General features: G+C 62.5%; 8 protein-coding genes. 4 read left to right on the top strand and 4 right to left on the bottom strand.

What is annotated here, in order from left to right:
* Positions 1-129 precede the first annotated feature (129 nt).
* The 4 genes from QCL51_RS14255 (at position 130) to QCL51_RS14240 (ending at position 5,788) form a co-directional block, all read left to right on the top strand.
* Entirely contained in the window at positions 130-603 is a 474-nt protein-coding gene (locus QCL51_RS14255) for a MarR family transcriptional regulator (protein ID WP_010954405.1), read from the top strand.
* A 30-nt stretch (positions 604-633) separates the two neighbouring features.
* Entirely contained in the window at positions 634-1,827 is a 1,194-nt protein-coding gene (locus QCL51_RS14250) for an HlyD family secretion protein (RefSeq protein ID WP_021781651.1), read from the top strand.
* Positions 1,824-3,359 (top strand): DHA2 family efflux MFS transporter permease subunit, encoded by a 1,536-nt coding sequence (locus QCL51_RS14245; RefSeq protein ID WP_101196268.1) that lies wholly within the window; start codon positions 1,824-1,826, stop codon positions 3,357-3,359. Before QCL51_RS14250 ends, QCL51_RS14245 begins: the two co-directional genes overlap by 4 nt.
* Positions 3,360-5,041: 1,682 nt before the next feature.
* Positions 5,042-5,788, top strand: a complete 747-nt coding sequence (locus tag QCL51_RS14240) for an SDR family oxidoreductase (protein WP_101196019.1) — start codon at positions 5,042-5,044, stop codon at positions 5,786-5,788.
* Positions 5,789-5,797: 9 nt separating this feature from the next.
* On the opposite strand, the gene QCL51_RS14235 is transcribed toward QCL51_RS14240, so the two are convergent.
* The 4 genes from QCL51_RS14235 to ccoG form a co-directional block, all read right to left on the bottom strand.
* Complete coding sequence (locus tag QCL51_RS14235) at positions 5,798-7,864, bottom strand: PAS domain-containing protein (RefSeq protein ID WP_021785650.1); 2,067 nt, start codon at positions 7,862-7,864, stop codon at positions 5,798-5,800.
* A 62-nt stretch (positions 7,865-7,926) separates the two neighbouring features.
* Positions 7,927-9,582, bottom strand: a complete 1,656-nt coding sequence (locus QCL51_RS14230) for a PAS domain-containing sensor histidine kinase (RefSeq protein WP_021785649.1) — start codon at positions 9,580-9,582, stop codon at positions 7,927-7,929.
* 57 nt (positions 9,583-9,639) lie between these two features.
* Positions 9,640-11,049: a GntR family transcriptional regulator MpaR gene (gene mapR, locus QCL51_RS14225; protein ID WP_028697280.1), complete on the bottom strand. Its 1,410-nt coding sequence runs from the start codon at positions 11,047-11,049 to the stop codon at positions 9,640-9,642.
* A gap of 50 nt (positions 11,050-11,099) precedes the next feature.
* Positions 11,100-12,503, bottom strand: a complete 1,404-nt coding sequence (gene ccoG, locus QCL51_RS14220; RefSeq protein ID WP_021785647.1) for a cytochrome c oxidase accessory protein CcoG — start codon at positions 12,501-12,503, stop codon at positions 11,100-11,102.
* Positions 12,504-12,518 lie beyond the last annotated feature (15 nt).

Below are 12,518 nucleotides of genomic sequence, written 5' to 3'. Positions count from 1 at the left end.
GCAATACGCGCCTGCTGAGAGCGGTGAGACAGGCAGAAGTCATGAAATATTTCATAGCTTGCTAATGAAGGCTTTGACATTCACTGCCTAGGCAGTAATATTTCTACACACTTAACTGAGCAGTCAACGATGGCCCATTTTTCCCCCGAAAACTTCCAGACCTGCGCCATCGGCATGTTGCTTGGCCGTGCTGCGATTCTCAAAGACCGCATTCTTGACTGGCACCTGGAGTCAGAGGGCGTCACCGCCGCGCAGTTCAAAGTGCTGATCATCGTCACCCAGTACCAGGTGGATACCCCGGCCGAACTGTGCCGGTACCTGGGCCTGGACAGCGGTTCGATGACCCGCATGCTCGACCGCCTCGAGCAGAAGGAACTGATCGTGCGCAACCGCTGCGCCGACGACCGGCGCCAAGTGCGCCTGGCACTCACTGCGGACGGCCAGCGCCTGGCCAACCGCCTGCCGGAAATTGGCGCCGCCGCCATGAACGAGTTGTGCGGCGTGCTGGCACCAGAGGAGCTCAAGACCCTGGAAGGCCTGCTGGCCAAGGTGCTGCTCAGTGCTGGCGACCCGTTGACGATCCGCCGCTTCGGCGACCGTTGAACCCTGTAACGAATTATCCAAGGTATTGTCATGGCCACTCCCACAGACACCCCGACTCCCTCCGCCGCGCCCGAGTCGTCACGCAAGCGCAAGGCCTGGCTGCTTGGCCTGCTGTTGCTGCTGATCCTTGCCGGGGTCGGCACCTGGGCCTGGTACAGCATTGTCGGGCGTTGGCACGAAAGCACCGACGATGCCTACGTCAACGGCAACGTGGTGGAGATCACCCCGCTGGTCGCTGGCACCGTTACCAGCATCGGGGCCGATGACGGCGACCTGGTCCACGCCGGCCAGGTGTTGCTGCAATTCGACCCGGCCGACAGCGAAGTGGCCTTGCAGTCCGCCGAAGCCAAGCTGGCACGCACCGTGCGGCAGGTGCGCGGGCTGTACAGCAACGTCGACTCGCTGAAGGCTCAACTGGAAACGCGCCAAGCTGAACTGCGCAAGGCGCAGCAGGACTTCAACCGGCGCAAGGTGCTGGCTGACAGCGGTGCGATTGCCGCAGAAGAACTGTCCCATGCCCGCGACGACCTGACCGTTGCCCAGGCCGCCGTCAACAGTGCGCGCCAACAGCTCAGCACCAGCAGCGCGCTGGTCGACGACACCGTGGTGTCCTCGCACCCCGACGTCATGGCTGCTGCTGCCGACCTGCGCCAGGCCTACCTCGACCACGCCCGCACCACGTTGGTCGCGCCGGTCACCGGCTACGTTGCCAAGCGTACCGTCCAGTTGGGCCAGCGCCTGCAGCCGGGCACCGCGACCATGGCGGTAATCCCGCTGGATCAGGTGTGGATCGATGCCAACTTCAAGGAAACCCAGCTGCGTGAGATGCGCATTGGCCAGCCGGTGGAAGTCACCGCTGATTTGTACGGTAGCGAGGTCAAGTACAGTGGCACTGTAGACAGCCTTGGCGCGGGCACCGGCAGCGCCTTTGCCTTGCTGCCGGCGCAGAACGCAACTGGTAACTGGATCAAGATTGTCCAGCGCGTACCCGTGCGCATCCACCTCAGCCCCGACCAGCTCAAGGACCACCCCCTCCGTATCGGCCTGTCCACCGTGGTTGAAGTCGACCTGCATGACCAGAGCGGCCCGGCTTTGGCCCAGCAGCCACCGCAGAAGGCCAGCTACACCACCCAGGTGTATGACCACCAGCTGGTCGAAGCCGATAACCTGATCGCCCGGCTGATTCACGAGAACAGTGCAACCGGCAAGACGGCGCAACGATGAGCAACAACGCCGCTGCCCAGTTCACGCCGCCGAGTCTGCTGCTGACCACCATCGGCCTGTCGCTCGCGACGTTCATGCAGGTGCTGGACACCACCATCGCCAACGTGGCCTTGCCGACCATTTCCGGCAACCTGGGGGTGAGTTACGAGCAAGGTACCTGGGTCATCACCTCGTTCGCGGTGAGCAACGCTATCGCCTTGCCGCTGACCGGCTGGCTGAGCCGGCGCTTTGGTGAAGTGAAGCTGTTCATTTGGGCCACGCTGCTGTTCGTGCTGGCGTCGTTCCTGTGTGGTATTGCCCAGTCGATGCCCGAGCTGGTGGGGTTTCGTGTCTTGCAGGGCGTGGTCGCCGGGCCGCTTTACCCGATGACCCAAACCCTGCTGATTGCTGTCTACCCCCCGGCAAAACGGGGGATGGCACTGGCGCTGCTGGCGATGGTCACGGTGGTGGCGCCGATTGCCGGGCCGATTCTTGGGGGCTGGATTACCGATAGCTACAGCTGGCCATGGATCTTCTTCATCAATGTGCCCATCGGCCTGTTCGCTGCTGCCGTGGTGCGCCAGCAGATGCGCACGCGCCCGGTGGTCACCAGCCGCCAGCCGATGGATTACATTGGCCTGCTGACCCTGATTATCGGCGTCGGTGCCTTGCAGGTAGTGCTGGACAAAGGCAACGATCTGGACTGGTTCGAATCGTCGTTCATCATTGTCGGCAGCCTGATCTCGGTGGTGTTCCTGGCGGTGTTCGTGATCTGGGAGCTGACCGACCGGCACCCGGTGGTCAACTTGCGTCTGTTCGTGCACCGCAACTTCCGCATTGGCACCATTGTGCTGGTCGGGGGGTATGCCGGGTTCTTCGGTATCAACCTGATCCTGCCGCAGTGGTTGCAGACGCAGATGGGCTATACCGCGACTTGGGCAGGCCTGGCGGTTGCGCCGATCGGCTTGCTGCCGGTGATCATGTCGCCGTTCGTGGGCAAATATGCGCACCGGTTCGACTTGCGGGTGCTGGCTGGGTTGGCGTTCCTGGCGATCGGTACCAGTTGCTACATGCGTGCTGGTTTCACCAGCGAGGTGGACTTCCAGCACGTGGCTTTGGTGCAGTTGTTCATGGGGATTGGCGTGGCGTTGTTCTTCATGCCGACGTTGAGCATTCTTCTGTCTGATCTGCCGCCGCACCAGATTGCCGACGGTTCGGGGCTGGCGACTTTTCTGCGAACCTTGGGCGGGAGTTTTGCGGCTTCGTTGACCACCTGGATCTGGATTCGTCGGGCGGACCAGCACCATGCCTATCTGAGCGAGCACATCAGCCAGTTCGACCCGGCGACGCGGTATACCCTTGAGCAGTTGGGCGGCGCCAGCCCGCAGAGTTATGCGCAGTTGGAGCAGATACTCAACGGGCAGGCTTACATGATGTCGACGGTGGATTACTTCACGTTGATGAGCTGGGTGTTTGCCGGGTTGATTCTGCTGGTGTGGTTCGCCAAGCCGCCCTTTACCGCCAAGGCGGGCCCGGCATCGGCGGGGCATTGAGCTAAACAAGGCAAGATCCCGATGCTCTCGGTCTCGGTCTCGGTCTCGGTCTCGGTCTCGGTCTTGCTTCGGCTTTTGATCTTGCTTCTAAGCGCGCGATAGTCCAGGCGCCGCGGATTGCGACTTCAGGAGGCCGAGCGCAGGGCTTGCGAAGGGAGGTGACGGGCATGGATGCCCGTCAAGCGCTGGGCCCCAGGATGGGGCCTGCAGCGCGGTCCTCCCGGGAGCAAGGCCGGAGCGAGGGGACCCCGGAGCGTAGCGCAGGGGCCGGATGATGGGAGCACAGCGTTTTTTGGTTACTTTTTGTCGCGTTTGACAAAAAGTGACCCGCCGTAAGGGCGGAAAGGTGACTATGCGCCACCTTCGTGAATGAATACCTACTCGATGTGAATGCCCACATCCAAGAAGCAAGAAGCAAGAAGCAAGAAGCAAATTCGTCTGTTTTGACTCAGCGAACAGTCCATTCGCGATGGCGACGCTGACTCACCTTTTCGCCCTTACGGCGAGTCACTTTTTGTCAAACGCGACAAAAAGTAACCAAAAAACGCTGCGCTCCCATCATCCGGCCCCTGCGCTGCGCTCCGGGGTCCCCTCACTCCGGCCTTGCTCCCGGCAGGACCGCGCCGAAGGCCCCATCCTGGGGCCTCAGCGCTTGACGGGCATCCATGCCCGTCACCTGCCTCCGCAAGGCCTGCGTTCGGCCTCCTGAAGTCGCGAAGATCAAGATCAAGATCAAGATCAAGATCAAGATCAAGATCAAGATCAAGATCAAGATCAAGATCAACAGCAGAGTTGATCTAAACACAAGGCAAGATCTCGATGCTCTCGCTCTCGCTCTCGCTCTCGCTCTCGCTCTCGCTCTCGCTTCGGCTTTTGATTTTGCTTCTAAGCGCGCGATAGCCCAGGCGCCGCGGATTGCGACTTCAGGAGGCCGAGCGCAGGGCTTGCGAAGGGAGGTGACGGGCATGGATGCCCGTCAAGCGCTGGGCCCCAGGATGGGGCCTGCAGCGCGGTCCTCCCGGGAGCAAGGCCGGAGCGAGGGAACCCCGGAGCGTAGCGCAGGGGCCGGATGATAGGAGCGCAGCGTTTTTTGGTTACTTTTTGTCGCGTTTGACAAAAAGTGACCCGCCGTAAGGGCGGAAAGGTGATGATGCGCCACCTGCGCGAATGAATACCTACTCGATGTGGATGCCCACATCCAAGAAGCAAGAAGCAAGAAGCAAGAAGCAAGAAGCAAGAAGCAAGAAGCAAGAAGCAAGAAGCAAGAAGCAAATTCGTCTGTTTCGACTCAGCGAACAGTCCATTCGCGATGGCGACACGGACTCACCTTTTCGCCCTTACGGCGAGTCACTTTTTGTCAAACGCGACAAAAAGTAACCAAAAAACGCTGCGCTCCCATCATCCGGCCCCTGCGCTGCGCGCCGGGGTTCCCTCACTCCGGCCTTGCTCCCGGCAGGACCGCGCCGAAGGCCCCATCCTGGGGCCTCAGCGCTTGACGGGCATCCATGCCCGTCACCTGCCTCCGCAAGGCCTGCGTTCGGCCTCCTGAAGTCGCGAAGATCAAAAGCCAGATCAACAGCCACATCAACAGCAGAGGGTTGGCTGTGCTGATCTTCGTCATTCCAACGCAGCGCCATTTCGCCTATTGTCGATGCTCCCTTCCCCAAACCATTGGCAAACCCATGGAGAACGTCATCGTCATCACCGGCGGCAGCCGCGGCATCGGCGCCGCCACTGCGCTGTTGGCCGCCCACCAGGGCTACCGCATCTGCATCAACTATCACGCCGATGACCAAGCCGCCGAAGCCATCCTCAGCCAGGTCCGCGCCCTGGGCGCCGAGGCCATCGCGGTGCGCGCCGACGTCAGCGTCGAAGATGAAATCATCCAGCTGTTCCTGCGCGTCGACGACGAGCTCGGCCCGGTCACCGCACTGGTCAACAACGCCGGCACCATCGGCCAGCAAAGCAGGGTCGAGGACATGTCCGAGTTCCGGCTGCTGAACGTCATGAAAACCAACGTCGTCGGCCCCATGCTCTGCGCCAAGCACGCCCTGCTGCGCATGGCGCGCCGACATGGCGGGCAAGGCGGGGCCATCGTCAACGTATCATCGGTAGCCGCACGCCTGGGTTCGCCCAACGAATATGTCGACTATGCCGCCTCCAAGGGCGCGCTCGACACCTTCACCATCGGCCTGGCCAAAGAAGTGGCAGGCGAGGGCGTGCGCGTCAATGGCGTCCGGCCGGGCTATATCCATACCGGTTTCCATGCGCTTTCGGGTGACCCGGACCGCGTCAGCAAGCTCGAACCTGGCTTGCCCATGGGCCGAGGGGGGCGTCCCGAGGAAGTGGCCGAGGCCATCCTCTGGTTGCTTTCGGACAAAGCCTCCTATGCCACCGGCAGCTTCATCGACCTGGGCGGCGGGCGCTGAACGCGCCCGTCAAGTTTCCAGTAGCTCGCGAACCCGCTCCGCCAGTGCGTCCAGTTCGAACGGCTTGGTCAACACCAGCGTACCTTGCAGCGGTTGGCCGTCGCTGAACGCCGCGCTCTCATCGTACCCAGTCATCAACAGTACCTTGAGGTCCGGGTAACGCTCACGGCAGCGCTCGGCTACCTGGCGGCCATTCAGGCCGCCAGGCAGGCCGACATCGCTCAGCAGCAAGTCCGGCCGTTCGCCACTTTGCAGGTGGGTGAGGGCAGACGGACCGTTCTCGAAGGCGTCCACCCGATAGCCCAGCTCTTCCAGCACTTCACCTATCACCAGGCGCAAGGCGGTCTGGTCTTCAACCAACAGAATGCGTTTTGCAGTCTCGCTGCTTCTTCGCAAAGGCGCGCGCTGCGGTTTGCTGATTGGCGCCTGGGCTTGCGCGTGGTGGCGGGGTAACAGCAGCTCGATGCGGGTACCCTCGCCAGGCACCGACAGCACCCGTAATTGCCCACCCGACTGGCGCACGAAGCCATAGGTCATGGACAGACCCAGGCCGGTGCCCTGGCCCATCGGCTTGGTGGTGAAGAACGGCTCGACTGCGCGCTCAACGACTTCAGCCGACATGCCGCTACCGTTGTCGACGATGCTCAGCCGCACGTACTCGCTGGCCGGCAGTGCCAGTGCCAGGGCCTGCTTGTCGTCAAGCCGCAGGTTGTCGCCAATGATCTCGATCACACCACCGGCCGGCATGGCATCGCGCGCGTTGATGCACAAGTTGAGCAAGGCGCTTTCCAGTTGGGGAGGGTCGATGAAGGTTGGCCACAGCTGGTTGGCGAAGCGGCTGCTCAGGGTAATCGCCGGGCCGATGGTGCGGCGAAGCAGGTCTTCCATGCCAGCCACCAAAGTGGCCACCTGCGTGGAGCAGGGTTGCAGGGTCTGCTGGCGGGAGAACGCCAGCAGCCGGTGCACCAGCGACGAGGCCCGCTGCGCCGCGCTGCTGGACAGCTCCAGCAAGGGTGCCAGGGCGTCGAAGCGTGACTGGTCCAGGCGTTGACGCATCAGCTCCTGAGCACCAAGGATGCCGCCCAGCAAATTGTTGAAGTCATGGGCAATGCCGCCACTGAGCTGGCCTACGGCCTCCATTTTCTGTGCCTGGCGCAGCGCCGCTTCGGCCTTGGCCAAGCGTTCCTGCTCCTGCACCCGTTCACTGATGTCATAGGCGAACAGAAACGCGCCCTGTACCTCGCCTTTGGGGTCGCGCAAGGCGTTGAACCGCAACTCGTAATGGCGCAGCGCGGGGGGCTTGCCGAAGGTACCGATCTCGATGAACTGCTCGCCTGCCAGGGCGCGCTGCCACATCGGCAGAATAGGCGTCTGGCCGGCGGTGCCATCGTCGAACAACCCGGGCAGGTAGTCGCCGATTTCGGGTGTCCTCCCGTACAGCAGGTGGAAGTCATGCCTGGCCTGGCGATTGACAGCCAGCCAGCGCAGGTCCTTGTCGACCACATGCACATTGACCACACTGTGATCGACCAGCTCGGCAAACAAACGGCGCTCTGCCAATGCGGCACTCACCCGTTGTTCGAGCTCTTCGTTCAGACGCTGCAGGGCCTGCTCTGCACGCCGGCGTTCGGTCACATCCTTGAACAATACCGCTACCTGGCGTTTCTCGGCAGGCTCTATGCGAAAAGTGGTCACTGACAGCACACGGCCGGTAGCAACCAGTTCCTGCTCGAAGTGCAGCGGTTCACCGGTGCGAAGCACCGCGCCATAGCGGGCCACCCAGTCATCTGCCTCATCAGGCACCATCTCGCGCAGTTTTTGCCCGACCACGTTGGGGATGCCGGCGTGTTTGGTATAGGCTGCGTTGGCCAGCACATGCACGTAGTCACTCAGCGGGCCATGGGGGCCATCGAAGAATTCGATAATGCAGAAGCCTTCGTCCATGGTGTCGAACAGTGAGCGATAGAAGTCCTGGTCGTGCGCCTGGAGGCTTGCAAGCCGTTGCTCCAGCAGTGTGTTCTGTCGCTGGAGGTCTTCGACTTGTTGGCGCAGTGAGTTCAGATCACGAGAAGGCATGCCTGCGTCCGGCCAATGAAAAGTCCTGACTTTAACGTGTTCACCTGTAGGCGAATAGCCGCTCAGTGCGACTGGGCGGTGCTCCCCAGCAGCCGTTCAAGCGCCTGGGCAAGTGCCTGAAGATCGAATGGCTTGGGCAGCAGTTCGGTGCGCCGGTCGGGCCGCGCATTTGCCGTACTGTGCACAGGGTCATGCCCTGTGATCAGCAGCACCGCTGCATGTGGTGCAATACTTCGACAGGCGTCCGCAAGTTGGTGGCCATCGATACCCCCTGGCAGGCAGGCATCGGTAATCAGCAAGTCCGGCGCAGGGGCTTCCTGCAAGGCCTTGTATGCCTGGCGGCCATCTTCGAATGCCTGAACTTCATAGCCCTGGTCCAGCAATACCTCCAGCATGACCAGGCGCAGGGCCGGCTCGTCTTCCACCAGCATCACCTTGCATACGCGCTGCTGAAGCGAGGCCGCAGGCGCAGGCTCCTCGACGTGGGGGCTGGGTGAAGCGGCGGCGACGCTTTCATCGCGGGGCAGATACAGGTTGATGGCCGTACCCTGGCCAGGGGTGCTATCGATGACCAGCTGGCCCCCGGATTGCCGCACAAAGCCGTAGACCATGGACAGCCCAAGGCCAGTGCCCTGGCCGAGCGGCTTGGTGGTGAAGAAGGGCTCAGGGGCGCGCTGCATCACTGCTTTGGACATGCCCATGCCAGTGTCTTCAACGCGTATACGCAGAAACTGGCCAGCGGCCAGGCCCAGCTGTCTGGCTTCGGCGCCTTGCACTTCGACATTGGCGCAACCGATGCTCAAGGTGCCGCCAAGCGGCATGGCGTCACGGGCGTTGATGCACAGGTTGAGCAGCGCATTTTCCAGTTGCTGTGCGTCTATTCGGATGGGCCATAGTCCGGCATGTGTCTGGTCGTGGTAGTCGACATAGGGGCCGGTGGAGCTGCTGATCAGGTCGTGCATACCAGCCACCAGTTGCTGCACATCGACCCGTTGCGGGACCAGCGTCTGCTGCCGTGAGAATGCCAGCAAGCGCTGCACCAAGGCTGCGGCGCGTTGGGCATTGTGCCGGCTGAGTTCAAGCAGCTGCGCGGTGTCCGCCACGCGTTGCTGCACCAGACGCTGCCCAGCCAGTTCCAGGGCGCCAAGGATGCTGGCCAGCAGGTTGTTGAAATCATGGGCTATCCCGCCGGTCAACTGACCGACTGCCTCCATTTTCTGCGCCTGGCGCAGTGCTTCTTCGGCCTGCTGCAGGCGTTCCTGTTCGGTCACGCGCTGCGTGATGTCATAGGCGAACAGGTAGCCGCCCTGAATTCGCTGTTGAGTATCGAGTAACGGGTGGTAGCGAATTTCGTAATGGCGTGGTGCGTCGTCCGGCCCGAAGGTGACGGTGTCGATGAACGCTTCCCCTGCCAGTATGCGCGGCCATATCGGGGCCAGGCGGCCCATGATGTCGGGTTGACCGGTCAGGAACTGGGGTACGTAGTCACCAATCTGCGGCACGAAGCCTCGGTAACGCTCGAAGGTTTCGCGCGCCGTGCGGTTGATGGCCAACAGGCGCATCCTGCGGTCGGCAGCAAACACGTTGGCCGGGCTGTTGTCGAGCAGTTCTCCAAGCAGCCTGTCATGCGCCTGAGCGCTGTCTTCGCGTTCTGCCAGGCGTGCTTCCAGTTCTGCGACACGCGCTTGCAATCGGGCAAAGGACGTATCTGGCTGCATGACGAGGGCCTGATGGTCGGACCGAGCAACTATAGTCGTCCCTCTGGCCCCTCGCTATCAGAACGAGCGAATGATCCGCCCGAGGGTCTCCATGGCCTGTTCGGCGCCATCATGCCAGGGGCTGCCGTAGTTCAGGCGGATGCAATTGCCAAAGCGTCGGGTGGGCGAAAAGATCGGCCCAGGGGCGATGCTGATGCCTTGGGCCAGAGCCATGTGGAACAGCTTGAGGGCATCCATCTGCTCGGGCAGTTCCAGCCACAGGAAGTAACCGCCGGAGGGCTGGCTGACCCGTGTCTGCGCCGGGAAGTGGCGGGCGATGGCTGCCAGCATGTTGGCCTGCTGGCCCTCCAGCGCGTAGCGCAGCTTGCGCAGGTGGCGGTCGTAGCCGCCGTGTTGCAGGTAGTCGGCGATGGCCGCCTGGGCCGGCATGGAGGCACACAGGGAGGTCATCAGTTTCAACCGCTCGATCTTCTGCGCAAAGCGCCCGGCGGCCACCCAGCCAATGCGATAGCCCGGTGCCAGGCTTTTGGCGAACGAACCGCAGTGCATGACCAGGCCCTGGGTGTCGAAAGCCTTGGCGGGTTTGGGCGCCTGTTGCGAGTAGTACAGCTCGGCGTACACATCGTCTTCGATCAACGGCACCTGATGGTGCGCCAGCAGCTCCACCAGCGCCTGTTTCTTGGCCTCCGGCATGCTTGCACCTACCGGGTTCTGGAAGTTGGTCATGCACCACACAGCCTTTACCGGGTGCTTTTCCAGGGTCTGCGCCAGCACCCCCAGGTCCATGCCCTCGCGCGGGTGCACGGGGATTTCCACCGCCTTGAGCTTGAGCCGCTCCAGCACCTGCAGGCAGGCATAGAAGGCGGGGGCCTCGATGGCGACCAGGTCGCCCGGCTGGGTCACTGCCTGCAGGCACAGGTTCAGGGCCTCCAGTGCGCCGTTGGTGATCAGCAGCTCTTCCATCGGCAGCATCAGCCCACCGACCATGTAGCGCAAGGCTATCTGCCGGCGCAGTTGCGGGTTGCCGGGGGACAGATCGGTCACCACCATGCGCGGGTCCATGCTGCGGCTGGCGCTGGCCAGTGAGCGCGACAGGCGTTGCAGCGGGAACAGCTCAGGGCTGGGGAAGGCTGAGCCGAAGGCAATGGTGTTGGGGTCCTTGATCGAGTCGAGGATCGAAAATACCAAGGCGCTAACGTCGACATCGGTAGACTCGCTTACCGGCTGCAGCGCCTGCGGCTCGCTGAACTGGCGCGGAACGTGGGCGTTGACGAAATACCCGGAGCGCGGCCGGGCCCGGATCAGCCCACGCCGCTCAAGCAGGTAGTAGGCCTGGAACACGGTGGACGGGCTGACCCCGTGGGTCTGGCTGGCGTAGCGCACGGACGGCACGCGCTGGCCGGGGCCCAGCACCCCGGAGCGGATCAGTTCGGCAATGTCGTCGGCGAAGCGTTCGTAGCGTTTCATTCTGGCCTTCTGTCGAAGCCTGGCAGGCAAGGTGGCGTGAGTGTAAGGGATCAGCGGTTCATGGGGGCGACGAAGCGACTGTGCGCTACGCTGCGGATAGTGGGGTCGTCACGCTCGCGGATTTCAAAGCTCAGCGTCTGCGAACTGCTGGCCGGGCGCTCGGCCAGCATCGCCACCGACACCGGCAGTTCGCTCATTTCACCAGCAGGGATGACCAGTGCGCTATTGCCCTGCAGGGTGAAACCGTCAGCGTCCAGCAGGCGCAATTGATAGTGCTGGGTACGTTCGGTCTTGTTGATGACCTTGAGCAGGTAAATGTTCTCGATCTGGCCTTGGGCGTTTTCGCGGAACAGGCCGCGGTCCTTGATCACATCCAGCGATACCATCGGGCGCATCTGCAGGGCTACCACCAGTGCCCCGATCATGACCAGCAGTGCGGCAGCGTAGCCCAGCAGGCGCGGGCGCAGCCAGTGAGTGGTACCGCCTTGCAGGCTGTGCTCGGACTTGTAGCCAATCAGGCCGCGGGCGTAACCCATCTTGTCCATTACCCCGTCACAGGCATCGATGCACGCGGCACAGCCGATGCAAGCCATCTGCAAACCATCACGAATGTCGATGCCGGTGGGGCACACCTGCACGCACAGCGTGCAGTCGATGCAGTCGCCCAGTCCCTGGGCGCCGACATCACTGCCTTTCTTGCGCGGCCCACGGGCCTCGCCACGACGCGGGTCGTAAGCGACCGCCAGGGTGTCCTTGTCGAACATCACGCTCTGGAAGCGCGCATACGGGCACATGTGCAGGCACACCGCTTCACGCAGCAAGCCGGCATTGATGTAGGTAGCGGCCGTGAAGAACAGTACCCAGAACAGTGCCACACCGCCCAGTTGCAAGGTGAGCAATTCTGCGGCCAGTGGCCGGATCGGGGTGAAGTAGCCGACAAAGGTCAGCCCCGTGAGCACGCCAATGGCCAACCACAGGCTGTGCTTGAGCGTGCGACGGGCCAGTTTGTTCATGCTCCAGGGCGCCGCGGCCAGCTTGATGCGCTGGTTGCGGTCGCCCTCGGTAACCTTTTCGCACCACATGAACAGCCAGGTCCAGGTACTTTGCGGGCAACTGTAACCGCACCAGACACGCCCGGCGTAGACGGTGATGGCGAAGAGGCCAAAGGCACAGATGATCAGCAGCGCCGACAGCAGGATGAAGTCCTGTGGCCAGAAGGTGGCGCCGAAGATGTGGAACTTGCTGTTCCCCAGGTCCCACAGTACGGCCTGGCGGCCGTTCCAGTTCAGCCAGGCCGTGCCGAAGAACAGCACGAACAGGGCGCCGGCAAAGCCGATGCGCAGGTTACGGTAAAGACCGGTAAAGCTGCGGGTATGGATGCCGCTGTCGGTGCGTCGCGCTTGGATGCTGGCTGGGGCGGTGGCGATCTCTGTAAAAGGGATTCTATCGTTCATGGTTCGCTGCTCATC

Source organism: Pseudomonas sp. LTR0 (assembly GCF_036630035.1).
In the GTDB taxonomy this organism is placed as follows: Bacteria; Pseudomonadota; Gammaproteobacteria; order Pseudomonadales; family Pseudomonadaceae; genus Aquipseudomonas; species Aquipseudomonas putida_Y.
The sequence above is the reverse complement of the archived record's forward strand: the minus strand, read 5'-3'. Positions and strand labels throughout refer to the sequence as shown.

Coding starts and splice junctions, on each gene's coding strand:
- QCL51_RS14255 (WP_010954405.1), top strand. CDS start 130: ATGGCCCATTTTTCCCCCGAAAACTTCCAGACCTGCGCCATCGGCATG.
- QCL51_RS14250 (WP_021781651.1), top strand. CDS start 634: ATGGCCACTCCCACAGACACCCCGACTCCCTCCGCCGCGCCCGAGTCG.
- QCL51_RS14245 (WP_101196268.1), top strand. CDS start 1,824: ATGAGCAACAACGCCGCTGCCCAGTTCACGCCGCCGAGTCTGCTGCTG.
- QCL51_RS14240 (WP_101196019.1), top strand. CDS start 5,042: ATGGAGAACGTCATCGTCATCACCGGCGGCAGCCGCGGCATCGGCGCC.
- QCL51_RS14235 (WP_021785650.1), bottom strand. CDS start 7,864: ATGCCTTCTCGTGATCTGAACTCACTGCGCCAACAAGTCGAAGACCTC.
- QCL51_RS14230 (WP_021785649.1), bottom strand. CDS start 9,582: ATGCAGCCAGATACGTCCTTTGCCCGATTGCAAGCGCGTGTCGCAGAA.
- mapR (WP_028697280.1), bottom strand. CDS start 11,049: ATGAAACGCTACGAACGCTTCGCCGACGACATTGCCGAACTGATCCGC.
- ccoG (WP_021785647.1), bottom strand. CDS start 12,503: ATGAACGATAGAATCCCTTTTACAGAGATCGCCACCGCCCCAGCCAGC.